Origin of the sequence: Paraburkholderia sp. SARCC-3016, assembly GCF_031119615.1 — a bacterium.
In the GTDB taxonomy this organism is placed as follows: Bacteria; Pseudomonadota; Gammaproteobacteria; order Burkholderiales; family Burkholderiaceae; genus Paraburkholderia.
Genome location: NZ_JAVHZD010000048.1, coordinates 15960 through 41659, shown reverse-complemented (window position 1 = coordinate 41659; position 25700 = coordinate 15960). Strand labels below are relative to the sequence as shown.

General features: G+C 63.2%; 24 protein-coding genes and 1 pseudogene. 11 read left to right on the top strand and 14 right to left on the bottom strand.

Annotation, left to right across the window (positions count from 1 at the left end; translation table 11 throughout):
- Together QYH69_RS32905 and QYH69_RS32900 are read left to right on the top strand one after the other, a co-directional pair.
- A pseudogene (locus tag QYH69_RS32905) lies at positions 1–133 on the top strand (electron transfer flavoprotein subunit alpha/FixB family protein); the annotation flags it as partial.
- Positions 134–436: 303 nt separating this feature from the next.
- A complete protein-coding gene (locus tag QYH69_RS32900; protein WP_308835853.1) occupies positions 437–3010 on the top strand; it encodes a hypothetical protein in 2574 nt (857 codons plus the stop codon).
- A gap of 108 nt (positions 3011–3118) precedes the next feature.
- On the opposite strand, the gene QYH69_RS32895 is transcribed toward QYH69_RS32900, so the two are convergent.
- The 6 genes from QYH69_RS32895 to QYH69_RS32870 form a co-directional block, all read right to left on the bottom strand.
- Positions 3119–4522, bottom strand: coding sequence for an MFS transporter (locus tag QYH69_RS32895; RefSeq protein ID WP_308835852.1), 1404 nt, complete (start codon positions 4520–4522; stop codon positions 3119–3121).
- A 171-nt stretch (positions 4523–4693) separates the two neighbouring features.
- Positions 4694–5518, bottom strand: coding sequence for a CoA ester lyase (locus tag QYH69_RS32890; RefSeq protein WP_308835851.1), 825 nt, complete (start codon positions 5516–5518; stop codon positions 4694–4696).
- Positions 5515–6957, bottom strand: coding sequence for an MmgE/PrpD family protein (locus tag QYH69_RS32885; RefSeq protein WP_308835850.1), 1443 nt, complete (start codon positions 6955–6957; stop codon positions 5515–5517). Before QYH69_RS32885 ends, QYH69_RS32890 begins: the two co-directional genes overlap by 4 nt.
- A 69-nt stretch (positions 6958–7026) precedes the next feature.
- The gene (locus tag QYH69_RS32880; RefSeq protein ID WP_308835849.1) at positions 7027–8205 is read right to left on the bottom strand and encodes a CaiB/BaiF CoA-transferase family protein; all 1179 of its coding nucleotides are present in this window, start codon (positions 8203–8205) and stop codon (positions 7027–7029) included.
- A 10-nt stretch (positions 8206–8215) separates the two neighbouring features.
- Positions 8216–9379 carry an acyl-CoA dehydrogenase family protein gene (locus QYH69_RS32875; RefSeq protein WP_308835848.1) on the bottom strand — a complete coding sequence of 388 codons (1164 nt, stop codon included), beginning with the start codon at positions 9377–9379 and terminating at the stop codon, positions 8216–8218.
- A gap of 84 nt (positions 9380–9463) precedes the next feature.
- Positions 9464–10306, bottom strand: a complete 843-nt coding sequence (locus QYH69_RS32870) for a MaoC family dehydratase N-terminal domain-containing protein (protein WP_308835847.1) — start codon at positions 10304–10306, stop codon at positions 9464–9466.
- Between the two features lie 316 nt (positions 10307–10622).
- On the opposite strand from QYH69_RS32870, the gene QYH69_RS32865 reads away from it, so the two are divergent.
- Together QYH69_RS32865 and QYH69_RS32860 are read left to right on the top strand one after the other, a co-directional pair.
- Positions 10623–11783: a DNA glycosylase AlkZ-like family protein gene (locus QYH69_RS32865; RefSeq protein ID WP_308835846.1), complete on the top strand. Its 1161-nt coding sequence runs from the start codon at positions 10623–10625 to the stop codon at positions 11781–11783.
- Positions 11784–11985: 202 nt separating this feature from the next.
- On the top strand, positions 11986–12900 hold the full coding sequence (locus tag QYH69_RS32860; protein ID WP_308835845.1) for a LysR family transcriptional regulator: 915 nt from the start codon (positions 11986–11988) through the stop codon (positions 12898–12900).
- A gap of 7 nt (positions 12901–12907) precedes the next feature.
- Here the strand turns inward: QYH69_RS32860 and QYH69_RS32855 are convergent, their stop codons facing one another.
- Together QYH69_RS32855 and QYH69_RS32850 are read right to left on the bottom strand one after the other, a co-directional pair.
- On the bottom strand, positions 12908–13672 hold the full coding sequence (locus QYH69_RS32855; protein ID WP_308835844.1) for a hypothetical protein: 765 nt from the start codon (positions 13670–13672) through the stop codon (positions 12908–12910).
- A gap of 260 nt (positions 13673–13932) precedes the next feature.
- Entirely contained in the window at positions 13933–14058 is a 126-nt protein-coding gene (locus QYH69_RS32850) for a hypothetical protein (protein WP_269668047.1), read from the bottom strand.
- A 310-nt stretch (positions 14059–14368) separates the two neighbouring features.
- Between QYH69_RS32850 and QYH69_RS32845 the strand changes: the two genes are divergently transcribed.
- Positions 14369–14881: a VirK family protein gene (locus QYH69_RS32845; protein WP_308835843.1), complete on the top strand. Its 513-nt coding sequence runs from the start codon at positions 14369–14371 to the stop codon at positions 14879–14881.
- A 69-nt stretch (positions 14882–14950) separates the two neighbouring features.
- Here QYH69_RS32845 and QYH69_RS32840 read toward each other — a convergent pair whose 3' ends face one another.
- Positions 14951–15973: a zinc-binding alcohol dehydrogenase family protein gene (locus tag QYH69_RS32840; protein ID WP_308835842.1), complete on the bottom strand. Its 1023-nt coding sequence runs from the start codon at positions 15971–15973 to the stop codon at positions 14951–14953.
- Between the two features lie 119 nt (positions 15974–16092).
- Positions 16093–16518, bottom strand: a complete 426-nt coding sequence (locus tag QYH69_RS32835) for a hypothetical protein (RefSeq protein ID WP_308835841.1) — start codon at positions 16516–16518, stop codon at positions 16093–16095.
- 252 nt (positions 16519–16770) lie between these two features.
- Between QYH69_RS32835 and QYH69_RS32830 the strand changes: the two genes are divergently transcribed.
- The 3 genes from QYH69_RS32830 to QYH69_RS32820 all read left to right on the top strand — a co-directional run bounded on the left by QYH69_RS32830 (position 16771) and on the right by QYH69_RS32820 (position 19339).
- Positions 16771–18135, top strand: coding sequence for an FAD-dependent monooxygenase (locus tag QYH69_RS32830; protein WP_308835840.1), 1365 nt, complete (start codon positions 16771–16773; stop codon positions 18133–18135).
- A gap of 401 nt (positions 18136–18536) precedes the next feature.
- Positions 18537–18872 carry a DUF4148 domain-containing protein gene (locus QYH69_RS32825; RefSeq protein WP_308835839.1) on the top strand — a complete coding sequence of 112 codons (336 nt, stop codon included), beginning with the start codon at positions 18537–18539 and terminating at the stop codon, positions 18870–18872.
- 83 nt (positions 18873–18955) lie between these two features.
- Entirely contained in the window at positions 18956–19339 is a 384-nt protein-coding gene (locus tag QYH69_RS32820) for a DUF4148 domain-containing protein (RefSeq protein WP_308835838.1), read from the top strand.
- Positions 19340–19436: 97 nt separating this feature from the next.
- Here the strand turns inward: QYH69_RS32820 and QYH69_RS32815 are convergent, their stop codons facing one another.
- The 3 genes from QYH69_RS32815 to QYH69_RS32805 form a co-directional block, all read right to left on the bottom strand.
- Positions 19437–20756 (bottom strand): HAMP domain-containing sensor histidine kinase, encoded by a 1320-nt coding sequence (locus tag QYH69_RS32815; RefSeq protein ID WP_308835837.1) that lies wholly within the window; start codon positions 20754–20756, stop codon positions 19437–19439.
- Positions 20753–21493, bottom strand: a complete 741-nt coding sequence (locus tag QYH69_RS32810) for a response regulator transcription factor (protein ID WP_308835836.1) — start codon at positions 21491–21493, stop codon at positions 20753–20755. Before QYH69_RS32810 ends, QYH69_RS32815 begins: the two co-directional genes overlap by 4 nt.
- Before the next feature lie 136 nt (positions 21494–21629).
- Complete coding sequence (locus QYH69_RS32805; RefSeq protein ID WP_308835835.1) at positions 21630–21938, bottom strand: type I-B CRISPR-associated protein Cas8b1/Cst1; 309 nt, start codon at positions 21936–21938, stop codon at positions 21630–21632.
- 252 nt (positions 21939–22190) lie between these two features.
- Between QYH69_RS32805 and QYH69_RS32800 the strand changes: the two genes are divergently transcribed.
- From QYH69_RS32800 to QYH69_RS32790, 3 genes are all read left to right on the top strand, one after another.
- Entirely contained in the window at positions 22191–23213 is a 1023-nt protein-coding gene (locus QYH69_RS32800; protein WP_308835834.1) for an LLM class flavin-dependent oxidoreductase, read from the top strand.
- Between the two features lie 104 nt (positions 23214–23317).
- Entirely contained in the window at positions 23318–23698 is a 381-nt protein-coding gene (locus QYH69_RS32795) for a tautomerase family protein (RefSeq protein WP_308835833.1), read from the top strand.
- A 63-nt stretch (positions 23699–23761) separates the two neighbouring features.
- Positions 23762–24352 (top strand): TetR family transcriptional regulator, encoded by a 591-nt coding sequence (locus tag QYH69_RS32790; protein ID WP_308835832.1) that lies wholly within the window; start codon positions 23762–23764, stop codon positions 24350–24352.
- 25 nt (positions 24353–24377) lie between these two features.
- Here the strand turns inward: QYH69_RS32790 and QYH69_RS32785 are convergent, their stop codons facing one another.
- Positions 24378–25616, bottom strand: a complete 1239-nt coding sequence (locus QYH69_RS32785; protein ID WP_308835831.1) for an MFS transporter — start codon at positions 25614–25616, stop codon at positions 24378–24380.
- Positions 25617–25700: the final 84 nt, after the last annotated feature.

The window sequence follows — 25700 nt, the reverse complement described above, 5'->3', positions numbered from 1 at the left end:
GGGCATGAAGGACTCGAAGGTGATCGTCGCGATCAACAAGGATCCCGAAGCGCCGATCTTCAGCGTCGCCGATTACGCGCTCGAAGCCGATCTGTTCAACGCGGTGCCCGAACTGGTCGGCGCGCTCGGCTAATCCGAACAACCGCACGCACGCCTCGAAGGTCGGGTACGCGTCCTGATCGTCGGGGCATTTCTGCGCCGCCTTGGCTTATCACACGCGAGTTCGCCGCTGCCACGACAACGCGTTAACACTTTCTGAACGTCTCCCGAACTGCCCTGCGATTTTTTTCATTTTGCTTTCTATAATCGTTCGTACCTGAACCCGGACGCATCGAGAATTGATCGTTATCTAGATATTTAGGCATCCATATTTGATCAATGGGACCGATGCCCTACAGGTGCAGGTACGCAATCACACGATGTTCCTGGAGGCATTATGAAAATCGAATGCGATGTAGTCGTCGCTCAGGGTGCTGGGCAGTGGTACGGTCAGATGGTCGTGTCCAATCTTCGCTATGAAGATGGGAGCCCGGTGCAGGTCAACCAGTATCTGTCGATGTCGTTCAGTTCGCCGGCTGCAATCGGCGACACCGATGTTTACCCAAGTTTTGCGGGTTCATGGGTTGCCACGACCGTCAACGCCGAATCGACACAGCTCGATGCGAACCTGTTCTCTATCTTGTTGAAACTCGATTTCGACGAACCGCATCTGATGAACGCCGGCGACCAGATCAATATCGGCGTGAACGGCGATCTGACGCAGAACACCGATGCCTGGCTCGATTCGTTCGTCATTGCAGCAGACCAGTCGCCGGATATAAACGGCAGCGCGTCGATCTCGTGCGCGGCGGCACCGGACCCGGCCCTCGCCGTTGTCGCGCCGGTCATCCAGTTCAGGCGCGGCAGCGCAACCACCTCCACCGCACTGCAGTACGGCGGTACGGTCGATCAGACGCTCGGGCAAGGCGACTACACGATTCAGGCAGACAGTGTCGCCACCGCGGATCAGACCGTGATTGCACCGCTGGTTGTTTCGCCGGACCAGATGTCGATCGTTGCGAACGCAACCGTACCCGTGAGCGTGTCGTTCGGTGAGCTGCAACGCTCGGGCGCGCTCGATATCGCCATCGGCGCAATAAGCGGCCTCGAGACTGAAACGTTGAACGTCACCGTCGTCGAGGCCACCAGCGGGAAAACGCTTGCCGCATTTTCGAGCCAAACCAGTTCGACCACACAGGTGCGCTTGCTTCCGCCTTCCGGCACCGCACGCGTAACAATCGACGATGTGTCGCTGAACAACGTCCGCTACAGCTTCACCGACGTCGAAGTCGTGCTCGCAAACCAGTTGCAGACAGTGCAGATAAGCGATTCGCTGGTCCAGCGAACGCCCGTCGACACGAGCGGATTCGTCGTCGTATCGATCGATGTGACCGCCGACGCGACCTTGCCCGAGCAAATCACCTTGCGGCTGTCCGGCGCCGGCATGGCTTATACGCAGACGGTCGCCGTCGAAACGCAGCTCACGCGATTCAGCGTACCCGTGAAACCCGACACCTATACTGCTTCGTCGACGGACTTTCTGTCCGGCAGCATCGTCTATGCAGTCGAGACACCACCCGAGCTGGCCGTCGGCGGCGCGAGCCCGGCGACGCTCGAAGTGTCGATCGAAGCATCGGCCAATCTCCTCGTCCCGGGGTTTCCATCCTATCTGTCGTTCGGCGGCTGTGCGGACCTCACGCCGTCCAATCAGGCCGATTTCGCGAGCGCGCGCGCGTGCTCCGTCTTCAAGTACGCCGGCAACGACGGCGCCGGCGACGCTAACACCTATCTCACCGAAGACACTGCAACAAGCACGACGATCAAACTCGCGCGTGCCGTCGAAACGCAGCTGGGCGGCCAGCCCGTTCTGCCGGTCATGATTTCGTATACGTGCAATCTGTCGCTCGGCAACACCTCGGGCATGCTTGCCAATGCCGACCAACATGCGCACAGCTTCGCGAATCTGATCCTTTCGCTGAATACGGCGAACCTGACGATCGACAGCGCGCATCCGGTGCCGGCGGGCTTTATCGTCAACCCCGATTTTCTGGGCGCCTGCCAGCAGGGCGGGTTCGAACCGGAATACAACATGCCGGTGCGCGCGCCGTTGCAGACCGCGCTCGATCACTGGTCGGTCAGCGCGACGATTCCATCGGGCATAACCGAAGACATCAAAGGCTATATCGCCGCCGTGAACTGGCTCGTGTACACGGTCGCGCCGAAGATCGTGTTCGGCTGGCAGATCAACCTGTGGGGCGTCGGCAGGTCCGAATGGATCTACGACGAAAGCGATCCGCTTACCTATGCGCAGCAGACCGCGACTTACGTCGATAACCTTGGCGTTTACAGCAACGACTGGAAGCCGCATTTCCTCGCTATCGACCGCTACGAAGCCGACGATTTCACACAGCGTGCTTACGTGAACGGCTATTGCTACGGCCCTCGCGAATGGAACCGCTACTTCGATTTCTGCAAAGGAATCAGCCGCGCACTCAAGCTGCCGGTGATGCCGTGGCAGATTCCCGCGAGCCGCACGCCGAATACGAACGACGCCGTCGCTGCCGATTTCGACAGCCAGCATTGGGGCACCGGCGGCAGCTGCCTGATGGGCGATCCGGAAATTGGCTCGGACTACCGCAATGTGCATCCGACCATCCTCGCGCTGCAGTTTCCGTCGGCCTTTCAGGCGGAAATGGGTGCGACGGCGCAAGATATGTTCATTCGTTCCGAGCCGTTCGACATCAGCCTCCCGGCGTACACCGATTTTCCGCTACGCGGCATCTTCGCGGTATTGCTCGGCGGCGGCTCGACCACGGGAATCATCTCGACGGTCGGTAATCCCGAATCATGGACACGCGACAAGCTGAACGCGTACATGAATAACCCGGTCCGATTCGGCAGCGACAGCGACAGTGCCGAATGCAGCGCGCCGCGCCGCAAATACAGGCGCAAAACCGTCGGCGCTTATTGAGTTGGGCCGCGGGTCCACGTCGCGCACTCCAGATTCCCGATGCCGATCGGCTTTGGAGTGCGCCTTGGGCTTGCCGCTGCGCATTGCATCCTTGAAGGACGGGCCGCGCTAGGCCTGCGTCGAGCGGTTGACCACCGCATCGATGCGACTTCCCGTCGCGCCCCCGTTCGGCACGATCTCCGGCGCGATTGCTTCGAGCGTCTGCTGGCTCGTTTCGACACGCAGCACGAGAATCGCGACGCTCATGAGTACGAGCACCGCGCTGACCATCGACACCACACCGGTCACGCCGAAATGCGTGTACAGCACGATCGCGACATACGGCGTGCTCATCGACGCAGCGCGCCCGCATGTTCCCGCCACACCGGTGCCGCGCAGCCGGTGCGTGGTTGGGAACAGCTCCGGGATGTAACCGAAAAGCCCCAGCGTGCAGACCGTATAGATCGCCGTCACGAGCGCGAAGCCGACCACCGAAATCGCCGCCGGGTCGCGCATCTGCACGTACACGTAGCCGAGCACGACCGTCAGCACGGAAAACAGCACGAGCCCGTTACGCCGCCCAAGACGGTCCGCGATAAAGTAGCCGACCACCGCACCGGCGGGCGCGCCGAACGACATCAGCAACACAAAGCCGAGCGACTGCACGATGGTCAGGCCTTCCTTCACGAAGAAGGTCGGCAGCCACGCAACGAAGCCGTACAGCGACATATTGATCGCCATACACGTGAGCGCCGCGACCAGCGTGCGGCCGATCACGCCGCGCTCGAACAGCGCCGAAAACGGTGCGCGCGTTGCTTCATGATTGAACACATGCGCGACCGGCGGCAGTTGCCCGACCTTCGCCGCGACTTCGCGCTCGATTGCGGCGACCGTCGCCTCCGCTTCGTCGAGACGCCCAACCGTCTCGAGCCAGCGCGGCGATTCGGGCATGCGGTGACGCAGCACCCAGACGATCACCGCGCCGACGCCCGCGATCGCAAACATATAGCGCCAGCCGAGATGCGGAATCACCCAGTAGCCGATCGCGGTCGCGCCGAGCAGTCCCGAGTTCGTGATCAGCGCGAGCAACGAAATCCAGCGGCCGCGCGTACCGGGCGGCACGAATTCGCTGAGCGTGCCCGCCGCCACGACGAGTTCGGCACCGAGGCCGATGCCCATCAGAAGCCGCAGGAAAATAAGCCAGTAGATATTCGGCGCAAACGCAGCCGCAATCGACGCGAGCCCGAAAATCGCCAGATTCGCCTGATACGAATAGCGCCGGCCGAAGCGGTCGCCGAGGTAACCGGACAAGCCGGCGCCGATCATCATGCCGAGAAAAGTCGCCGAAATAAAAAACGAGCCGACGTGCAGATCGGTAAACCCGCTCTTCACCATCGCGGCCAATGCGCCGTTCGCGAGGTAGATATCGAAAGCGTCGAGGAAGGCGCCCGCTCCGATCAGGAACAGGATCTTCCAGTGAAACGACGTAATGGGCAGGCGATCGAGGCGAGCGCCCGAATTGACGATAGCCAAATCCGTCTCCGTTATGGTTGTGGTCGAAATCGTTCGCCGTGCTTCTCAACGAGCACTTGCATGCATCGGGCGAACGACGATGCGTTTTGCGCTACATGGAAAGATTGCCGCCTGAGCAGCAGCCACGCAATTTGCTTTTTTCAAAGGCCGCGTTCAGCAAAACCGAATGCATTATTCGGCGCGGCGCGGGGTGGCCGCGATCCGTTGCGCCTTCAGAATGACAGGCATGTCGACCATCCGGCCATCGACTGCGACCGCGGCGCCGCCGCTCGCTTCGACGGCACGCAGCACGCGCTTCGCCCAGTCGTACTCGGCTTCGCTCCATGCGTAGGCGCGGTGCACCGCGGCAAGCTGCTTCGGGTGAATGCACAGCTTGCCGCCGAAACCGAGACGCCGGCCGCGGCGCGCGTCGGCTTCGACCGACTCCGCATCGTCGATGGCCGTCGACACGCCGTCGACCGGAGCCGCCAGACCCGCCACGCGCGACGCGAGCACGATGCCCGAGCGGAATGCGGCGAGCTCGTCTTCGTTCGCTTCCATACCGAGGTCAAGCTGAAAATCGAGCGTGCCGAACATCAGCCGGTCGACCGCGACGCCGCCGCACACTTCATCGAGCCGCGCATAACCGCGCGCCGATTCGATGATCGGCGACACGGTCAGCGTCCGATGCGCGCACTTGCGGATCGCCGCAATCGGCTCGCGATCCTCGGCCTTCGGCAAAATCAGGCCCGCCACGGCCGGGTGCGCGGCGAGCGCCGCGATGTCGTCGGCGAACCATTCGGTTTGCGCACCGTTGATGCGCACATAGTGCGGTACGTCAGCCGGCGCTGCCGCATCGAGTCCGTTCACGACCGCATCGCGCGCCAGGGCTTTTTCGGCGGGCTGCACCGCATCTTCGAGATCGAAGATCACCGCATCGGCGCCCGCATTGCGCGCCTTGATGAACCGTTCGGGCCGGTTGCCCGGCACGAACAGATACGAACACGGCGCGCTCATGCTGCGGCCGCCGTCGGGTTGGCGCGGTTCGTCCGGCCGCTTTCGATAGCATGCGCGACGAGATTCCCGACGCGCTTTTCGTCGACTATTCGCCACGCGTCGTCAAGCAGCGTGTCGACATCCGCCTCAGCCAGCGCACCGGAAAACTTCACCAGTTGCCTGAGCTTCGTCGCAATCTCATCGCGCGACAGCGTATTGCCGGGGTCGCCTTTCGGCTCGTCGACGCGCCCGTGCAGCACGCGCCCATCGGTCAGGTACACGCTGACCTTGCCGATCCAGCGTTCCGGGTAGGCGCCGTCCACCTCTTCGTCGTAGACCATCTCGACCTTGCCGCGAAAGGCAACGACCGGGTCCGCCAGAAAGTATTGTTCGAACTCGTTGACGCCCGCATAACCGTAATGGCTGACGATCGCGAGCACGGTACCCATATTGAACTTCGCCTGATGCACGGTCTGCGGCTTGACGACCGCGCCGAGCACATCGATCGCGCCCTGGTGCACATGCGCGACGACGCGTTCGATCTGTTGCGGCTCGAGCCTGTTGCTGACAACGACGTCGAGCAACGCATCCGCGGCCGGATGCGTATGGCGGCACGCGGCGTGATATTTGAACGACGTTTCGACGGTCGCCCAGCGTTCGCCGAGGCGGTCGACTAGCTTCGCCGGATCGGCATCGGTCGACATGCCCGCCGCCATGCCTTTTGCGCCTTCGAGAATCTGCCTCGCGCCTTTGAAGCCGTCTGCTGCGAGCTGCGCGGCCATCAGACCGTTCGCGGCGGCCATCGCGGTATGCAACTGCTTCGAATCGGCGGCATCGCGCAGGAATTCCCACAGGCCCGCGGCCTGCGTGCCCGCGGAACCGAACGCGTCGAGCATCGCAGCCGGCGACAGTTTGAGCAGACGCCCCGCGGTTGCCGCGGCCGCCACCGTGCCCGCCGTGCCCGTCGTATGAAACACCTTGTAGTGCGAGCGGCCGAGAAATTCGCCGATGCGGATGCCGACCTCGTAACCGGCCACCGCGGCCGTGATCATCTCGCGGCCCGATGCGCCAAGCTGCTGCGCCAGCGCGAGCGCGACCGGAAACACGACCGCGGCCGGGTGAAACACGGAGCCGTTATGCACATCGTCCTGTTCGACGAAATGCGAGGCCGCGCCGTTGACCATCGCCGCAAAGAACGGCGACGTGCGGCTGCCGTCGATCAGCACTTCGGCGGGACCGTCCGACGGCCCCGTCGCGCGGGCAAACTTCGCGATGCTTTCGACGGGTCGCGCGCCCTTGCCGGCCAGTGCGGAGCCGAGCCAGTCGACGTAAAGATTGACGGTGCGCTCGATCACGTCGCGCGGAATGCGCTCGAATGCGAGCGTCGCGGCGAAGCTCGCGAGCGCTTCGCTCTGGTTGGTCGGGCCGCCGGCCGCGGCGGTGGACGAAGTGGCAGTCATGGTGTGTCTCCGGTACCCAGTGTCTGATGTGCGACGTTCAGTGTTCGCGGGCAACGCGCCCGGCGAGAATCAAACCGCTTTCGCGCTGCGCAGCATGGCGATGCGCGCCGCGTCGTAACCGAGCTCGCGCAAGATTGCATCGGTGTGCTCGCCGAGCGCGGGCACCGCGTCCATGCGCGGCGCGAAGTTTTCACCGAGTCCCGGCGGCAGCAGCGCCGACACGACGCCCGCGGGCGTGCGCACCGAGGTCCAGCGTTCGCGCGCCTTCAATTGCGGATGCGCCCACACGTCATGCATCGAGTTCATCTGCGCGTTCGCAATGCCGGCCTTGTCGAGCCGCTCCATGACCTGTGCCGCACTCATGCCCGAAAACGCCTGCACGATGATGTCGCGCAGCACATCGCGCGCCGCGCTGCGTTTCGAGTTCGACGAAAAGCGCTCGTCGGTGGCGAGTTCCGGCTGGCCGAGCACGTCGTCGCAAAAGAGCCGCCATTCGCGTTCGTTTTGCAGGCCCATCATCACCGTGCGTCCATCGCCGGCCACGAAAGGCCCGTACGGATAGATCGTCGCGTGCGAGGCGCCCGACAAGGCCGGCGGCGTTTGCCCCTCGAACGCGTAATACATCGGGTAACCCATCCACTCGACCATGCTTTCGAGCATCGACACGTCGATGCGGCAGCCTTTGCCGATACGGCCGCGCAACAGCAGCGCGCTCAGAATATTCGTGTACGCGTACATGCCGGCCGCGATATCGGCGATCGAGCAGCCCGCTTTCGCGGGCGCGTCGGGCGAGCCCGTCACCGACAGAAAGCCGGCTTCGCTTTGGATCAGCAGGTCGTATGCCTTCTTGTCGCGATACGGACCATCGTCGCCGTACCCCGAGATATTGCAGACGATGAGCCGCGGATGTTCGGCCGACAGCGTCTCGTAGCCGAGGCCCAGGCGCTCGGCCGCGCCCGGCGCGAGGTTTTGCACGAGCACGTCCGCATCGGCGAGCAAGGCAGCGAGAATCGCTGCCGCTTCCGGATTCTTCACGTCGAGCGTGAGGCTTTCCTTCGAGCGGTTGGTCCACACGAAATGCGACGACATGCCGTTCACGCGCTCGTCGTAGCCGCGCGCGAAATCGCCGGCGCCGGGACGCTCCACCTTGATCACGCGCGCGCCGAGATCCGCGAGCTGGCGCGTGCAGAACGGCGCGGCAATCGCATGTTCGAGCGTCACCACCTTGATGCCGTCGAGAGGTCGCATGATAGGTTCCTTAGAACGAGCGAGGCAGGCCGAGAATATGCTCGGCCACGTACGACAGGATCAGGTTCGTCGAAATCGGCGCGACCTGATACAGGCGCGTCTCGCGGAATTTGCGCTCGACGTCGTACTCCGATGCGAAACCGAATCCGCCGTGGAATTGCAGGCATGCGTTCGCCGCTTCCCACGATGCATCGGCGGCCAGCAGCTTCGCCATATTCGCCTGCGCGCCGCAAGGCTCGTTTGCATCGAAGCGGCGCGCCGCCTCGAAACGCATGAGACTCGCCGCTTCGACATTGACGAACGAACGCGCGATCGGAAACTGCACGCCCTGGTTCTGCCCGATCGGGCGGCCGAACACGATGCGTTCTTTCGCGTACTGCGAAACCTTGTCGACGAACCAGTAGCCGTCGCCGATACATTCGGCCGCGATCAGCGTGCGCTCCGCATTGAGCCCGTCGAGGATGTACCTGAAGCCCTTGCCTTCCTCGCCGATCAGGTTTTCCGCGGGAATTTCGAGGTTGTCGAAAAACAGTTCGTTGGTCTCGTGATTGACCATATTCATGATCGGCTGCACGGACAGCCCATGACCAATCGCTTCGCGCAGATCGACGATAAAGATCGACATCCCTTCCGATTTGCGCTGCACATCCGCTAGCGGCGTCGTGCGCGCGAGCAGGATCATCAGGTCCGAATGCTGCACGCGCGAAATCCACACTTTCTGGCCGTTCACCACGTAACGGTCGCCGCGACGGACCGCGGTCGTCTTGATCTTCGTCGTATCGGTGCCGGTGGTCGGCTCGGTCACGCCCATCGATTGCAGCCGCAGTTCGCCGTTGGCGATCTTCGGCAGATAGCGTTCCTTCTGTTCCTGCGATCCGTGCCGCAGCAGCGTGCCCATGTTGTACATCTGGCCATGACACGCACCGGAATTGCCGCCCGCGCGGTTGATCTCTTCCATGATCACCGAGGCTTCCGTAAGGCCGAGACCCGAGCCGCCGTACTCCTGCGGAATCAGCGCGGCGAGCCAGCCGGCTTTCGTCAGCGCGTCGACGAAGGCTTCGGGGTAGCCGCGCACTTCGTCGATCTTGCGAAAGTATTCGGCCGGGAATTGCGCGCACAGGTCGCGGACCGCTTCGCGGATGTCGGTGAAAGAATCTGAATGAGTGGTCTGCATGATGGATCGGGTCGATCGGTTTTTTGCGTGGAACGTCGATGGGTCGATGGGTCGATGGGTCGGCGGGTCGGAAAAGCCGCGCGCTCAGGCAAGCTGCGCGGTCGCGCGCATCGTCAGGTAGCCTTCGTGATCCTTCGCCCAGAGCTCGACGGTCTTGCCGTCCGCGGACGGCACGCCGCACACCTTGAACGGACGGTTCGCGAAGGTCGGACGCTGCGCGCGGAATTCGAAGCGGCGCACCACGGCGCCGGGCGCTTCGCGATGCACGAGGTCGATCAGAAAAGTGGCGATCAGCGGACCATGCACGATGAGGTCCGGATACCCCTCTTCCTGGGTGACATACGGGTAGTCGTAGTGAATGCGATGGCCATTGAACGTCAGCGCCGAGTAGCGGAACAGCATGACGGGGTCGGGCCGGATCTCGCGGCTCCAGAGTTCGCCGCCGGGCGCCCGCTCGGGTTCCTTGCCGGCTTCGGACGGCGACGGCGGATCGCGATAGACGATGTCGTGCTGTTCCTCGATTGCAAGGCGCCCCGCCTGCGTGATGCGATGCGCAACGGTCACGAATACGAGCCGGCCGGTGCGGCCGGTTTTTTCATGCACTTTTTCGATCGTCGAGGTGCGCGTCGCGGTGCCGCCGACTTCGAGCGGCGCGTGGAACGTCAGGCGCCCGCCGGCCCACATGCGCCGCGGCAGCGCCACCGGCGGCAGAAACCCGCCGCGCTTCGGATGGCCGTCGGGGCCGACTTCCGAAAGCGGCGCGACCGGCAGAAAGTACAGCCAGTGCCATAGCGGCGGCACGGTGCTGGAAGCCACGTCGCGCTCGAGCGTCGCTGCAAGCGCGGTGACAGGAAACGCGGACACATGGTCGTCGTGGGATTCGCTGCGGCCCACCCAGGCGTCCAACGAGGGGGTCGATTCTGGCATCGAGGTGTCTCCGGCCGATATGCTGGTTTGGCGACCACTATGCACCGCGCGGCCGGCTTTACGAAGTTGTTATTTCTTAAGGTCGCGTTCGGATTTTGTTAATACGGGCTGCACGGGTGACAGCTGGTTCGTGCGCTTACGTCATCCGGTCGACATCGACGCGGCCCGGGGCGGCAACGATCGCGAAGTTCGTCCGCATCGACATCGCTCCGCAGCGGCTCGATCGACCTGTTCAGCTTACGCGCGCCAGCGGTGTTTCGCCTAAAATCGGCATACCCGAATAAATCGATCCAACCCGGATCGCCCACCAACGATCATGCCGCGCACGTCTGCTACGCCCGCCTCCGCCTCGCTCACGCAAGCCGAAGCCCGGCGCGTCTGGCTGCGCGCGCAGAGGCTCGATACGGCGGAACCGTTCGGCGCCGACGCAAGCGCCACGCTCGCGGCAATCGAACATCTGGGCTATGTGCAGATCGATACGATCAACGTGATCGAGCGCTGCCATCATCACATCCTGTGGAGCCGCATTCCCGCCTATCGGCGCGAGCATCTGCGGCAGGCGCAAAGCGTCGACAAGACCGTGTTCGAATACTGGACGCACGCGCTTTCGTATGTGCCGACGCGCGACCTCAAGTACTATCTCGCGGACATGAAGCTGCATCAGATCGCGCCGAAATCCTGGTTCGATTCGGTCACGCCCTCCGACCTGCGCAAGGTCATCGCGCGCATCCGCAAGAAAGGCGCGTTGTCGATCCGCGATATCGACGACGACATCCCGGTCGAAAAAGATCACCCGTGGGCCAGCCGCAAGCCCTCGAAGCGCGCGCTGCAACTCGCGTTCTATACGGGCAAGCTGACCATCAGCGAGCGCTCGGGCATGCTGAAAACCTACGAGCTGATGGAGCGGCATTTCAATTGGGAACGGCCGCCGAGGCGCGCGACGGAAAAGGAGACCACCGATTATCTGCTCGAGCGCGCGCTGCGCTCGCAAGGCGTCGTGAGCCTCGACTCCGTCTGTCATCTGAACGCGAAGCGCAAGCCGCTCGTGCGCGCGGCCATTGATTTGCGCGTGCGCGACGGGCTGCTCGTGCCCGTCGCGATAGAAGGCGCAGGCAAGCTCGAGCATTGGGCGACGCCGCAAACGCTGGCCGGGATTCCCGCGCACGTGGAAGGCGTGCATATCCTGTCGCCGTTCGATCCGCTGATCATCCAGCGCAAGCGGCTCAATCTGTTATTTGGCTACGACCACCGCTTCGAAGCGTATGTGCCGAAAGAAAAGCGCGTGTACGGCTACTTTGCGCTGCCCGTGCTCGTCGACGACGAGATCGTCGCGGCGATCGACCTGAAAGCCGACCGCGAGCGCCGCGCGCTGCAGATCCAGCAATGGAACTGGATCGGCGCGCGCAGGCGGCAGCCGCTGAAGGCCGCGATCGAAAGCAGGCTGCACGCGTTCGAGCAATTCCAGTTTGCGTCGTGAGCCGGGTGGCCGCGCGTCAACGCATCGGCTCGATCCGCGGCCATCGGCGCAATGCACGATATCGTCGACGCAGCACGGTGTCCGGCCGACGCGCGATTCACGACTGGCGCGGCGTTCGCGGCCGCCAGCGGCGCGACGGCGGGCAAGTGGTAAGCTCGGCTACCCGGTGTGCAAAGCGTCCTCGTCCCACAGCCCACTCTTCATGCAACGACAATTCGACGACCTCCTGCTGGGCAGCATCGAACTCTTTTGCCTTGCCGCCGAACTGGGCAGCTTCACGCTCGCCGCGACGGCCGCGAGCGTCACGCCGGCGGCTGTCAGCCGTTCGATCGCACGGCTCGAGGAACGGCTCGGCGTGCGGCTTTTCGTGCGCACGACGCGGCAGATCCGCTTGACCGACGCAGGCCGCCACTACTTCGAACAGTGCCGGTCCGCGCTGAGTCAGCTCGTCGACGCCGAGCGCGAAGTGACCGGCCAGCAGACGACCCCGAGCGGCCTGTTGCGCATCAGCATGCCGACGCCGTATGGCCATTACCGCGTACTGCCGATCCTCGCCGAGTTTCGCGAGCGCTTTCCGGATGTGCAGGTCGAATCGCACCTGTCCAATCGCAACATCGACTTCGCCGACGAAGCGTTCGACCTCGCGATTCGCGGCCGCGCGCCCGTCGATTCGAGCCTGATCGCGCGCAAGCTCGAAGACGCGGAACTCGTGATCGTCGCTTCGCCCGCATATCTGAAACGCGCAGGCACGCCGCAATCGATCGACGAACTGCAGAGGCACGACTGCATCGCGTTCGAGCTGCCGAGCAGCGGCCGCCCGGTGCCGTGGATTTTCAACGACAACGGCGAAGAGCTCGAACTCGTACCGCACGGCGGCTACGGCGCATCGGGCGATGTGCTGGCCGGCACGACACTCGCGCGCCACGATGCGGGGCTGTTTCAGACGTACCGGTTCGTCGTCGAAGACGATTTGCGCGCGGGACGGCTCGTCGAAGTGCTCAAAGATAAGGGCGGGCGCTCGCGGCCGTTCATCCTGCTGTACCCGCACGCGCGGCATCTGTCCTCGCGCGTGCGCGCGCTCGTCGACTTTCTCGTCGAGAAGCTCGCGGTGCGTTAGCCCCCTTCTACTTCGTCAGACTAAGCTTCGTGGTGAGCACGGTGCCGTCGCTGACGTCGATCAGCCACACTTCATCGACCTCTGCATGCAAGGTCGAGATGCGCGTGGTGATGTCGGTCGGTTCCTCGTCGGTCGGATCCTGATGCGCGTGCACGTCGGTCATATACGGCGGCACGAGGTGGCACCGTATAGCCACGGCGAAATCGCCGTTCGCCGCATTGAACGCCGTTTGCGAAAGTCGCAGCCGGCCGTGCGCGGTGGTCCGCTTGCCCGACGTCGCCAGGTCGATGCGGTCGATGTGCTGCACGTAGCCTTTTGCTTTCGCGTCGGGCGCGATGACGAGGCGCCGACCGCTTTTCCCCGTGACTGTTTTCTTCAGCACAATGTAGCCGGGCCGGTCGTCGTCGGCGAGCGGTACGTCCACCGTCAGCAAACGCGTCTTCGCCCGGTAAAGAATGCCGAGCGGCGCGTCCACGACGAATACGAAACGGCGCTGTGCGGGGTCGGCGCTCGACGCGGCCGCGCCATGCGCCGCCGCGCCGTGCGGAATCGCGGCAACGAGATCGTGCAGACGGCTGCGCAGCGTACGCTTGCCGCCGTCTTCCGGCTTGTCGGCGAGCGCCGCGCGCACGGCCGCCGGGTCGTCGCTATGGAACGGCATGGCGGACGTGTCCGGCGTCTGTTGCGCAACCGCGCTGCTCGCATGCAGAAACAGCGTCAGCGCAAGCACCGCGACGCCGGCCGATAGCCGGAAATGGATCACCGTTTGCAATGCGTCCCCCGCTTTGATTGGATAGTTATGACAGAAAAGGCGCCAGGCACGTTTGATCGGCCATGCGATGCGCGGCGCCATATGCCGCAGGCCCCTCGCGCAGCGCACAGTCTATTGGAAGCGTAGCGCATTTGCAGCCGGGAGTGAGGCGGCTCGACGCCGCGACGCCGCACCAGCCAGCGATCGCAATCGACGAGCTCCGGCAGCCCCGCGTGCGCTGCGCGCCATGCGCAAGCGCCGGCAAACCCGCCGTCACCGCTTTACTGAATGCAGATCTCGCTTAGCGCGACGGTGCGCCGGTAGACATTCTTGTTGAGCCACGGCACGAACGTGTACTCGTCATACGCGTTGCTTCCGACATAAATCCAATGATGCAAGACATTCATGACAGCTCCCGAATCCGGCGGGCCTATAAACGGACCGATCGGCACGCCCGATGAACCAAGCTTAGACATCCTCTGCGAAGTCGACCATTGTCGGTGAGTCTCGTGCAGTCGTTCATCTGCATACGCAACGCATACTCGCGTATAGGCTGTTCATGCGATGGTTGCGCGTTCCGCGGCATGCGGTCGGGTAGGAATAAACCTGCGGGTACGGGTGTTCAACGAAGTCGAACGCGCAGTTCGACCCCACAGTTCGACCCCACAGTTCGACTCTACAGTTCGACTCACTTCACTCTCTCGCGAGGACGTAACGATGAACGGTCGTCAAACGGCTGCACGACGAAATCTGAACAACAATCGATCCGCAGCACGCGCACGCATCGCAGGTACTGCGCTGATCGTGGCGCTGGCCGCGGCATTCGGCCAGAACGCCAGCGCCGCCCCCGCCGACGGCGCGCTCGCCAATTACGCGGCGCTCGAGCAGACGCTGATGGACGGCCACAGTGTCGTGAACGTGCGGCTCGATATGAGCCGCTGCACGTCGACCGAAGGCGGCAAGCCCGGCCCGGCGATTCGCGGCGGCGTAAGCATCAATTCGTTTCTGATTCCGGACGGACGGTTTATCGCGTTTATCGACGAACACCGAACGCTCGACCCGAAAAATCATCCGGCCACCGAATACGTGCGCTACCACGTGACGCCGGACAACACCGTCACCATCGATACCGCGTTTGCCGCAAACGGCGCCGACACCGCAACCTCGCGCGGCTCGTATCGATGCACGATCAACGAAGGAATCCGCTTCATCGCGACGGCAACGCGTTGATCCGGCGCATACCGGTTACGCCGCTTCGTTGCATATGCAACGAAGCGGGAATTGAATATGACAGGCGCGTTACTGCCCAAAGCCTTCGAGCACGATCTTGCCCTTTGCACGATGGCTTTCGAGCAATTGATGCGCACGCCGCAGATTCTCGGCGTTGATCTTGCCGAAATGCTCGCCGGTGGTCGTTTTCAGCATGCCGCTATCGACCATCTCGGCCACCTTGTTCAGAATCTCGTGCTGGCGGATTACGTCGGGCGTGTCGAAGATCGACCGCGTGTACATGAGCTCCCAATGCAGCGACGCACTCTTGCGCTTGAGCAGCCGCACGTCGATCATCTCCGGATCGTCGATCAGGCCGAAATGGCCTTGCGGGGCGAGCGCCTCGACGATCTGCGCGAAGTGCTGGTCCGTATGCGTGAGCGACGCGACGTATTTCGCCTCGTGCACGCCGACGCGGGCCAGCTCGGCGGCAAGCGGCTTCGCATGATCGATTACGTGATGCGCGCCGAGGTCCTTCACCCATCGCTGCGTTTCGGGGCGCGAAGCAGTGCCGATGACGGTAAGGCCCGTGAGTTTGCGCGCGAGCTGCACCATGATCGAGCCCACGCCGCCCGCCGCGCCGATAATCAGCAGCGCGCCGCCGGCACCCGCGTCGGCAAGCGTCGGCACGCGCAACCGGTCGAACAGCATTTCCCAGGCGGTAACCGCGGTCAGCGGCAGCGATGCGGCGGCCGCGAAATCGATACTGTCCGGCATGCGCCCGACAATACGCTCGTCGACCGCATGCAGTTCGCTGTTCGTGCCCGGCCGCATGAGCGTACCCGCGTACCAGACGCGATCGCCGGGCTTGAACAGCGTCACCTTCGAACCGACACTGCGCACGACGCCTGCCGCATCCCAGCCGAGCACGACCGGCACGTTGCCTTCGGCCTTGCGGCTCTTGCGCACTTTCGTGTCGACCGGATTCACCGATACCGCGCGTACCTCGACGATCAGATCGCGCTCGCCCGCTTTCGGCTCGGGCAAGTCGATATCGATCAGCGCCTTCGGATCCGAAATCGCGAGGGGGTCGTAGTAACCGACAGCTTTCATCTTCTGTTTCTCCGGAATTCAGGGGGATTTCGCCGAACGCGCATGCCTTTCCAGCCGCGCAGGCTCGGGCGCCCGGCACGCGCGTGAGGATTGTTGCACGGCTTGAGAAATGCCGCCGGTCAGCGCCCGGCCGAGGGCGGTTGGGGATTGTTGGCCGGATTCGTGTCGAACCGCGCGATGCTTCTGATTGCTTCGCGATCGACGAGCCCCGATAGTTGCGCCTCCAGCGAATCGGCAACCTGCTGGTCGTAGATCGCTTCGTCGCCGACATAGACGGTAAAAGTTTCGAGGTATTTCGCTTTCTTTTCCGGATTTTCGATCGTGTCGCGCGTCCACTCGTAGAGCGGGTACTTTTCGGGACCGAAACGCTGCGCTTCCTCGACATATTCGGCAAATGCGTCGTACTGACACATCATCGACGCACCGTGCCGCTTCAGCACATCATGAAGCGCGGCATGCGCCGCGCACGAAGGGTCGCCGCGCAGCGCCGCGGCAAGGGACGCCGAAACGCTCACCCTCAGTTGAAACTTCCAGATACCTTCCATTTTCGCTCGTGCTCCTACCCGACCCCAACGGCATCACAATCACGATGTAAGGAAACCATTCTATCCGAGCTATCGGATCGTCATCGACGGCAACCGTTCACCGGCTCATGCAAAGGTGCGGCCGCCAATATATAGGATGGCGTACCGTATACCGTTAAACGCGCCGCGGAATAAGCGCCTCGCGCCAGGTGTTACTGGTTCGGCAGATCGGTCCATCGTACCGCCGGTCGGCTATTCAATGACGGAGCCTGCATGAACAAACGCTTTGCAGAACAACGCGCGATCGTGATCGGCGCCGGTATCGGCGGCCTCGCCGCCGCCGCCGCGCTGGCCAACCACTTCGGCCAGGTCGTCGTGCTCGAGCGCGACGAGTTGCCCGCCGACGCGCGCCCGAGGCCTGGCGCCGCCCAGACCCGGCATCTACATGTTCTGTTGTCGGGTGGCGCAGCGGCGCTTGCCGAACTGTTTCCGGGGTTTCTTACGCAGCTTGTCGCCGTTGGCGCGCAAAGGGCGGATGTGGGCGCCGATGCGCACTTCGAACTGGCCGGCGCGCCGAAATTGCCGCGCCGCGAACTGAACATTTACACCTGGCAATTGTCGAGGCCGCTGCTCGAAGCGGTGCTTCGCGAACAGTTGCGCAAACGCGAAAACGTCCAGCTGCGCGAACTGAGCCGCGTCATCGGCATCGTTGCGGACGAGAACAATCGGGCGGCCGGCGTACGCTTCGAATCGCGCGAAGGCAAACACGACGAACTGAACTCGACACTCGTTATCGATGCAAGCGGCCGCGGCGTGCCGACGCTCGATTTCCTCAAGGCGACGGGCCGCCCGACGCCCGCGGAAACCGCGGTCAGCGCCGATCTGACTTACGGCACGACGGTCTACTCGTTTCCGGCCGGCGCGGAACCGGACTTCAAACAGGCGTGGGTGCACGGCGAGGCGCCGGAACACGGCCGCGCCGGCTTCCTCGTGAAACGCGAGAACGGTCTATGGGACGCGGTGCTGGCCGGCCGCCTCGGCGACGTGCCGCCCACCGAAGACAACGCCTACCTCGCATTCGCCGACAGCCTGCCCAGCGAGGCCATCGGCACCGCTTTGCGCCGAGGCCGTCGCGAAGCGCCGATCGTGCGCTTCGGCTATGCGCAGAGCCGCTGGCGGCATTTCGCCGATGTCGCCGGCTTTCCGGCCGGCTTGCTGCCGCTCGGCGATGCCGTCTGCAGTACGAATCCCGTGTTCGGCCAGGGCATGACGGTTGCCGCAACAGAGGCGGTCATACTGCATCGCCTGCTCGCCAAGGCAGAGGGCAATTCCGACTCGCTCGAATCGATCGGACCGGCATATCTGAAAGAGATGGAAGAACTCGTGAAAGCGCCGTGGTCGGGAACGACCGCGCTCGATCTCGCTTATCCGCAAACAAAGGGCGAACGGCCGGCCGACATGCAGCAACGAAGCGAATATCAGGTGGGGGTCATGAAGCTTGCCGCGGTCGACCCTGACGTTCACCGGCTGATGGTCGAAGTCCGGCATCTGGTGAAACCGGCGCATCTGCTGCATGCGCCCAATCTCCAGCAACGCGTGCGGGCGCTGTTGCAGCACCCGGCGGCTCCTTCCTCATAGGCCGGCCGCCCCGGCAGGCGGGCCTGCCCTGCCCTGGCAACCCCGATTTGAAAGCAGTCTTGCGCCCGTTGGCCGAATCAGCCGGAATCGGCCGACAGGCGCGCGCGGCGCCCGCTTTTGCCCCGCTTCACGTCCCTCTGGGCGCCTTTCTCCGCTTCAAATGCGTTTCGCCGAAAAAAAGTTGGAATAAAGAAAGGTTTGGTCCTGTTCGTCACTATGTAGCACGCAGTCAAGCTCGCGAACACAGTCGGGAATAAATTCAGACGATACGGTGTTTTGCAACTCGTAGCATCCAGCGACAAACACGGCGGGTGCACGGGAATAACCGGAATAAAACGCGAAGCAGCAATGTTTGCCCAGATGAACCGGAAACTTCTTTTCACTCTATTTAGGATATCCAAATGAACACGAAAACGCTTATCGGCCTTTCCCTCGTAGCTCTTACGTCGTTCGGCATTGTCAACAGCGCATCGGCCGGCGAAAAGACGCGTGCTGAAGTGCGCGCCGAACTGATCCAGGCCGAGAACAACGGTTCGCGCTTCGTTACCGAGGCGTCGTATCCGGACGTGAGCCCGATCTTCGCGCAACAGGTCGCGCAAATGCAGCAACGCAACGGTAGCGTTGGCGGCGTCGCCGCGGGCACGAGCCAGTCGGGTCAGCGCGTCGCCATGACGCCGATGGGTTCGTCGAACTGCGTTGGCCCGAACAGCTTCTGCAATGTGTACGCCGGCAGCTGATCGAATCGCGCCCGCACCGGCTTGAATCTGCGGCACGACACCCGCGCCGCGCCTTAACGACTCGCTTGACACTGGACACCATCATGAAAACGATCGCCACTCTTCTGGTCACGGCTGCTGCGCTTACCGCTCCTGTACTGAGCTTTGCGCAAAGCGCCGATCACGGGCTGACCCGCGCGCAGGTGCGCGCCGAACTCGTGCAGCTCGAACAGGCCGGCTACAATCCGCAAACCGCGGCCGACGCGACCTACCCGCAGGACATTCAGCTTGCCGAAGCAAAGATCGCGGCCCGGAACGGCGCAACGAATGCGGCACGTGCGGCCGATTCCGCGCAAATGACGAATGACGCTGTCGGCGGCACGCCCAGCTACGGTTCGTCGCAATCCGGCAAGCCGATGATGCACTCAGGGGCGACGACCTCGTGTGTCGGTCCGACCAGCTTCTGCAATATCTACTTCGGCAGTTGATGAGCGCCGCTCGCCCGGTGTGAGCCGCATGGCACGGCCACACTGAAGCCATCGCAGTCAGGGCTTACGGCTCGACCCCGCCACAGGACAATCGCTTCTAGAAGGGCTTTTCGAGCACCAGCCGCGCTTCGAGCCCGCCGCCTGCACGGTTCTTCAATTCCAGCGTCGCATTCATTGCCAGTGCGAGTTGTTTCGCAATGGCGAGCCCGAGTCCGCTGCCGCCGGTGCGCCGATGCCCCGACGCGTCGCCGCGGTAAAACGGCTGGAACACCGCTTCGAGTTGATCGTGCGAGATACCGGGTCCGCGATCGAGCACGCTGATCGAAATCTGCCTGTCGTTCGACATATCGGTTCTCAACTCCCCCGCGCCAGAAAACTTGACCGCGTTATCGAGCAGGTTCGCGAGAATACGGCGCAACGCAACCGGACGCGTCACGATCGGCACGCCGATCGAGCCCGACAGCGTCACTTTCGCCCCCGCATCTTCATAGTCGGACACGAGGCTTTCGAGCAGCGCATCGGGGTCGATACGGCGCGGCACTTCGGCCGCGCCGTGCAGCGTCCGACCATAAGCGACGCCTTCGCGCACGAGCGTCTCCATTTCCTCGAGATCCTGCTGGAATTTGATCCGCTCCGCTTCGTCGTCGAGCAGATCGGTGCGGATACGCATGCGCGTAATCGGCGTCTGCAAGTCGTGCGAAATCGCCGCGAGAATCTGAATGCGCTCTTTCATGTACCGGCGGATCCGTTCCTGCATCGCATTGAACGCCTTGGCGGCGCGCGCGACTTCGGCCGGTCCGTCTTCCGCAAGACGCGTGGCGGTCATGTCCGGGCCCAGCGTCTCGGCCGCCCTCGCGAGCTGGTCGAGCGGGCGCGTCGCGAGACTCAGCGCGAACCACGCGCAAATGCCGATCACAAGAAGCTCGAGCGCGAGCACGACGAGCAGCCAGTACGACAACGGCATCCACGCGACAGGACGGATATCGATGGTCAGCGGCGCACCGTCGCTCAATTGCAGATGCGCCTGCAGGTGTTCCTTCGTGTCGGGCACCTCGTTGACCGCGATCGTAAAGCGCCGCCCGATGCCGCGTTCGATTGCCGCGCCGATCTCTTCGGAAAGCTTCGCATTGGGCGGCGCGCCGCCGACGCCAGGCCCGAGCACGAAGCTGTAGTTACGGCGCGCAAGCCGCGGCAACCATTCCGGGCGCTCGGCAGCGGGCACGCGATCGAGCAACGCGACCGCGGTCGACACTTCTCGCTCGAAGTTGTCGATCATCAACGAGGTCTGCGCGTCATTGCGCTCGGACACCGTTGCCCAGAACGCAAGAAGCTGGGCGACGACAAGGCCCGCGAAAAAGATCAGCGTCAGGCGCACGAACAGCGTGCGCGGCCCTCTGAACAGACTCGACAGGTTCACTGATTGCCTTCCTGCGGCGTCACCGCAGCCGAGAACACATAGCCTTCATTGCGCAGTGTCTTGATGTAGCGCGGGTCTTTCGCCCCGTCCTTGAGCCGCTGACGAAGGCGGCTCACGAGCAGGTCGATCGACCTGTCGAACGGCTCGGTCTGCCGGCCCTGTGTGAACGTGAGCAACTGATCGCGCGTCAGTACGCGCTGCGGATGGTCGACGAACACGCGCAACAATCGATATTCAGCACCGCTTAGCGCGACCATCGTGCCTTCGCTATCGAGCAGATGGCGGCCGATCGTATCGAGCTTCCAGTCGCCGAACACAAGGAACTGCGGCGACTCTCTATGCTCGAAGCCCGGCGGGGCCATCCGTGTGCGGCGCAAAATGGCCCGAATACGCGCGAGCAGTTCGCGAACCGCAAACGGCTTCACGAGATAATCGTCCGCACCGACTTCGAGACCGACCACGCGATCCGTTTCATCGCCGAGCGCGGTCAGCATCAGGATCGGGATCGTGCGCCACTGCCCGGCCCGCAGGCTGCGGCACAGATCAAGCCCGTTTTCTCCGGGCAACGTCACATCCAGCACGATGATGTCCGGCGGCTCGTCCGCGAGCGCGACCCACATTTCGCGGCCGCCCGAAGCCCGCGTGGTCCTGACGCCGTTTTTCTGCAAATAGCTGCCAATCAGTTCGCGAATCTCACGGTCATCGTCGACGATCAGCACGTGCTCGACTTTTTCCATCTAGCCGCCCCTTTCCGGTTGCGCCGCGTCGTCTCCGTTTCGGAGCAGGCACACGCGCAGTTCAAAGGGCGAGCCAGTTCGGCCAGCGTCAAGCTGAAGATAAGGCACAGCGACGCGGAAAACCGCAACAGGCGTTTCATGCGTCACCGGCCACGCTGAAACTGGCACTGTCACTGACGGTCGCATCACGCGCATAAGAATCTACTCCGTACAGACAGGCGATATTGGCGCGCCATAAACCCTGGCCCATCCGCGTTCGATGAAACGGATCGACGCCGCAATGACGGCGGAAAAAACGCTCCGCCACGCGCGGATTGAAAGGGCGGAGCGCAAGGTCGTCGCCACCGCTGATTATACGGAGATCGCCTTGTTTGAAAGCCGGCGTCATTAATGCGCCGCTACGCTGGCGCGGGCTGCAATTGCAGCGGTAAGCAGCTGTCGTCATTTCGGACTCCATGGGTCGATCGCAGTTTCGCATGGCGCGCGCGCCATCGGATGTCGCCAGGTGTCGCAACATAGCCGATTTGTATCCGAATGTATCGGCCCCGTGCCGGACCGCTGTTCACCGCAGCGATGTCCGCCGCTCTTCGATTCGCCTCGCCGCACGGCCAGTTCGCACACGCGCACGCTCCGGCTGGACATGGCAGCTACAGTCTTTCGGATCAAATAATCCGAAGCGACTCTGTGGAGACACGCGATGCCCAATCCCCTCCCCTTCTCGGTCCTCGATTTTGCGCCGATCCGCTCGGGCGAGACGGCGGCTCACGCGCTGCGGCAGACAGTCGATATGGCGCGCCTCGCAGAAACGCTCGGCTTTGCGCGCTATTGGGTGGCCGAGCATCACGGTGTTCAAACGGTGGCGAGCGCGGCGACTTCGGTGGTGATCGGACATATCGCCGGGCTTACATCGACGATACGCGTCGGCTCGGGCGGCATCATGCTGCCCAATCACACGCCGTTTGTGATCGCCGAACAGTTCGGCACGCTCGAATCGCTGTACCCTGGCCGCATCGACCTCGGTGTCGGCCGCGCATCGGGCAGCGCCGACGAAGTTGCAAAGGTGTTGCGCTCGACTCAGGAAGCACGCGATCGCTTTCCCGACGATCTGCGCGAGCTGCAATCGTTCTTTCGCGAGCCCGAGCCGGGAAGCAAGGTACGCGCCGTTCCCGGCGCCGGACTCGACGTGCCGATCTGGGTGCTCGCGTCGTCGCCGTATTCCGCGCAGCAAGGCGCGCGACTGGGTCTGCCGCTTGCGTTCGCCACGCATATCGGCCCCGATGCACGCGACGCGGCGATTGCGGCATACCGGTCCGCGTTCGAGCCGTCAGCCGTGCTCGACAAACCGTATGTGATCGTGGCCGGCGTCGTAACCGCGGCGCCAACCGACGAGGAAGCGCGGTATCTGTTTTCTTCGATGCAGCAACTTTCGCTGCGCCGCATGCGCGGCACGCCGTTCGTGCAGTTGCAACCGCCCATATCCGATTTCGACGCGCTGCCGACCGGCGACGAGCGTTCGCGACTCGATGCCGCCCTGCGCGCGGCCATCACGGGCGGCCCTCGGCAAGTCGAGCAGAAACTGCTCGCCCTGATCGAAGAGACCGGCGCAGATGAAGTCATGGCGCTTTCGTTTATCTACGATCTCGACGCGCGCCGGCGCTCGCTTGAAATTCTCGGCAAGGCACGCGACGAGATAAACACGCGCCGGCGCTCCCTTCAATAAATTACACTCGACATTTATTGTATAAATTATGTTCGTAATCTATGATGTGAACCGCAGCCTGTGTCTTGCGGGTGCAAGGCGCCACTCACATCAAGGAATTCATCATGCCGCTCGTACGCATCGACCTTGCCGAAGGGCAATCTCCGGAATATCGCAGCGCCATTACCGAAGAAGTCTACAAAGCGATGACTACCACGCTGAACGTGCCGGCCAACGACCGCTTCATGGTGGTCAGCGAACACAAGCCGGGCGATTTCGTGGCCGACCCGACCTATCTGGGCATCGAACGGTCCGCCCAATGCGTGATCGTGCAGATCACGCTCAACGCGGGGCGCGACGTCGACAAGAAGCGTACGTTCTACAAAGCGCTCGCGGACGGGTTGCATGCGCGTATCGGCCTCAGGCGCGAAGACCTGTTTGTCAGTCTTGTCGAAGTTGCGAAGGAAAACTGGTCGTTCGGTAACGGTCTCGCTCAATATACGTAGTTGTCGCATACGCGCCCGCACAGTCTGAGTTATGCTCTGCGCACCCTTTCTGGAGAAATCCCCATGCCGCGCGTATCCCGCGAACAAGCCGATAAGAACCGTGCCGTCATCGAAGCGGCATCCGCGCGTCTGTTCAAGGAGCATGGACTCAACGGCGTGTCGGTGGCCGACATCATGGGGGCCGCGGGCCTCACGCACGGCGGGTTCTATGGCCATTTCGAATCGAAGGACGAACTGGCTGCCATCGCCTGCGCGCATGCGTTCGAAGAATCGGTTTCGCGGTGGCGTTCGTTAACCAGGGCCGATGCCGACGAACAGGCGCTTGTCGATGCGCTTGCGAAGCATTATCTGAGCCCTGCGCAACGCGATCGGCCGGGGCTCTCCTGCGCGGCCGCGGGGCTCGCGGCCGACGTCGGCCGCGAGAGCGTCGACAAGCCGATTCGCAGCGTCTACCTTCGCGGTCTGCGCTCGATGATCGACGTGCTGATTTCGTTCTCGAGCATGCGCCGCTCGAAGAAGGTCCGGCAGCGCGCGATCGCACGGCTGTCGATGCTGATCGGCGCGCTGACGCTCGCACGCGCGGTCAGCGACGATCCGCTGTCCGACGAAATTCTCGCGTCGGCACGCGAAGCGCTGCACGGCAACCTCGTGTGAATCGCGATGCGTCCGCGGTGCGCAATTACGCGGCCGGCGATTCGCGCTTCACGAAGTGTTCACGATCGGTCACGAAATAGACTAGCGCCGCCACCGGAAAAACAAGGCCGACGAGCGACGTCAGCGGCCAGCCGCCCTGTGCATACGACCAGCCGCCCAACGCGGAACCGAGCGCACTGCCCGCAAAAAACGTCGTCATATAGATGCCGTTGACCCGCGATCTGAATTGCGGCCCCAACGAAAAAATCGCGCGCTGCCCAAGCGACATATTCGACGACACGCCGAAGTCGAGCACGATACCGGCGACGACGAGCCACGTCAGCGACAGCGGCGCGCCCGGCGGCACCATACGCGCAAGCAGCAAGGCGACGATCACGGCCAGCAATGCAATCGCGGTGGCAGGCCGTGTCCAGCCACGATCTGCGAGACTGCCCGATACAGTCGCGGCAATCGCGCCCGACACGCCCACCAGCGCGAACCACGCGATACCGCCTTGCGAAAGCCTGAACGCAGGCCCCGCGAGCAGCAACGGCGTGGTTGTCCAGAAAAGGCTGAACGCCGCCCCGAGGCAACCGGTATAGAACGAGCGGCGCCTGACGACCCGTTGCGTCAGCAACAAATGCCACATCGACGCCAGCAGTTCGACATAGCGCAGCTTCGACAGCGGCTCGCGCGGCGGCAGCACGATCGCAAGCAGCACCATCAGGGCGGCCATCAGCGCCGCCGACAGAAAGAAAATGGCATGCCACGACGACGAGACCTGCGTAACGAAGCTTGACGCGGGGCGCGCCAGCATGATGCCGAGCAGCACCCCGCTCGTCACATTGCCGACCACGCGCCCGCGTATGCGCTCGGGCGCAAGATGCGCCGCATAGGGCACAAGCACGTGGACCGCGACACTGCCCAATCCAACCAGGCACGCAGCAACCAGAAACACTGCAGCATGCTGCGACAACGCGGCGCCGAGAAGCCCGAGCGCCGCAAAGCCCAACAACGTCAGCGCAAGGCGCCGGCTTTCGATCAGATCGCCGAGCGGAACGACGAACAACATGCCGACACCGGTGCCGATCTGGGTCATCGTCACGATAAAACCGGTCGCGCCCTTTGCGACGTCGAGCGAGGTGCCGATCAATCCGGCGAGAGGCTGTGCATAGTAGATATTGCCGGCGGTCAGGCCGCATGCAAAAGCGAGCAGCAGTACGAGCCCCGGCGATACGCGCTCGCTTGCGGCAGGCAGCCCTGGCCGGTCGATGTTGTTGGTCATGGACGGATCTTTAATAGGAAGTTCGCGTTTCCGAAATAGACGGAATGCGATGCACAAGCAAAGAGCGACGCATTCGACGCAGCC

Bases quoted from the DNA above. Each gene is read 5' to 3' on its own strand.
- QYH69_RS32890 (WP_308835851.1), bottom strand. From the start codon at position 5,518: ATGAGCGCGCCGTGTTCGTATCTGTTCGTGCCGGGCAACCGGCCCGAA.
- QYH69_RS32835 (WP_308835841.1), bottom strand. From the start codon at position 16,518: ATGGAAGGTATCTGGAAGTTTCAACTGAGGGTGAGCGTTTCGGCGTCC.
- QYH69_RS32795 (WP_308835833.1), top strand. From the start codon at position 23,318: ATGCCGCTCGTACGCATCGACCTTGCCGAAGGGCAATCTCCGGAATAT.
- QYH69_RS32820 (WP_308835838.1), top strand. From the start codon at position 18,956: ATGAAAACGATCGCCACTCTTCTGGTCACGGCTGCTGCGCTTACCGCT.
- QYH69_RS32845 (WP_308835843.1), top strand. From the start codon at position 14,369: ATGAACGGTCGTCAAACGGCTGCACGACGAAATCTGAACAACAATCGA.
- QYH69_RS32850 (WP_269668047.1), bottom strand. From the start codon at position 14,058: ATGAATGTCTTGCATCATTGGATTTATGTCGGAAGCAACGCGTATGAC.
- QYH69_RS32830 (WP_308835840.1), top strand. From the start codon at position 16,771: ATGAACAAACGCTTTGCAGAACAACGCGCGATCGTGATCGGCGCCGGT.
- QYH69_RS32810 (WP_308835836.1), bottom strand. From the start codon at position 21,493: ATGGAAAAAGTCGAGCACGTGCTGATCGTCGACGATGACCGTGAGATT.
- QYH69_RS32860 (WP_308835845.1), top strand. From the start codon at position 11,986: ATGCAACGACAATTCGACGACCTCCTGCTGGGCAGCATCGAACTCTTT.
- QYH69_RS32870 (WP_308835847.1), bottom strand. From the start codon at position 10,306: ATGCCAGAATCGACCCCCTCGTTGGACGCCTGGGTGGGCCGCAGCGAA.
- QYH69_RS32880 (WP_308835849.1), bottom strand. From the start codon at position 8,205: ATGCGACCTCTCGACGGCATCAAGGTGGTGACGCTCGAACATGCGATT.
- QYH69_RS32875 (WP_308835848.1), bottom strand. From the start codon at position 9,379: ATGCAGACCACTCATTCAGATTCTTTCACCGACATCCGCGAAGCGGTC.
- QYH69_RS32785 (WP_308835831.1), bottom strand. From the start codon at position 25,616: ATGACCAACAACATCGACCGGCCAGGGCTGCCTGCCGCAAGCGAGCGC.
- QYH69_RS32840 (WP_308835842.1), bottom strand. From the start codon at position 15,973: ATGAAAGCTGTCGGTTACTACGACCCCCTCGCGATTTCGGATCCGAAG.
- QYH69_RS32825 (WP_308835839.1), top strand. From the start codon at position 18,537: ATGAACACGAAAACGCTTATCGGCCTTTCCCTCGTAGCTCTTACGTCG.
- QYH69_RS32885 (WP_308835850.1), bottom strand. From the start codon at position 6,957: ATGACTGCCACTTCGTCCACCGCCGCGGCCGGCGGCCCGACCAACCAG.
- QYH69_RS32865 (WP_308835846.1), top strand. From the start codon at position 10,623: ATGCCGCGCACGTCTGCTACGCCCGCCTCCGCCTCGCTCACGCAAGCC.
- QYH69_RS32805 (WP_308835835.1), bottom strand. From the start codon at position 21,938: ATGACGACAGCTGCTTACCGCTGCAATTGCAGCCCGCGCCAGCGTAGC.
- QYH69_RS32790 (WP_308835832.1), top strand. From the start codon at position 23,762: ATGCCGCGCGTATCCCGCGAACAAGCCGATAAGAACCGTGCCGTCATC.
- QYH69_RS32900 (WP_308835853.1), top strand. From the start codon at position 437: ATGAAAATCGAATGCGATGTAGTCGTCGCTCAGGGTGCTGGGCAGTGG.
- QYH69_RS32800 (WP_308835834.1), top strand. From the start codon at position 22,191: ATGCCCAATCCCCTCCCCTTCTCGGTCCTCGATTTTGCGCCGATCCGC.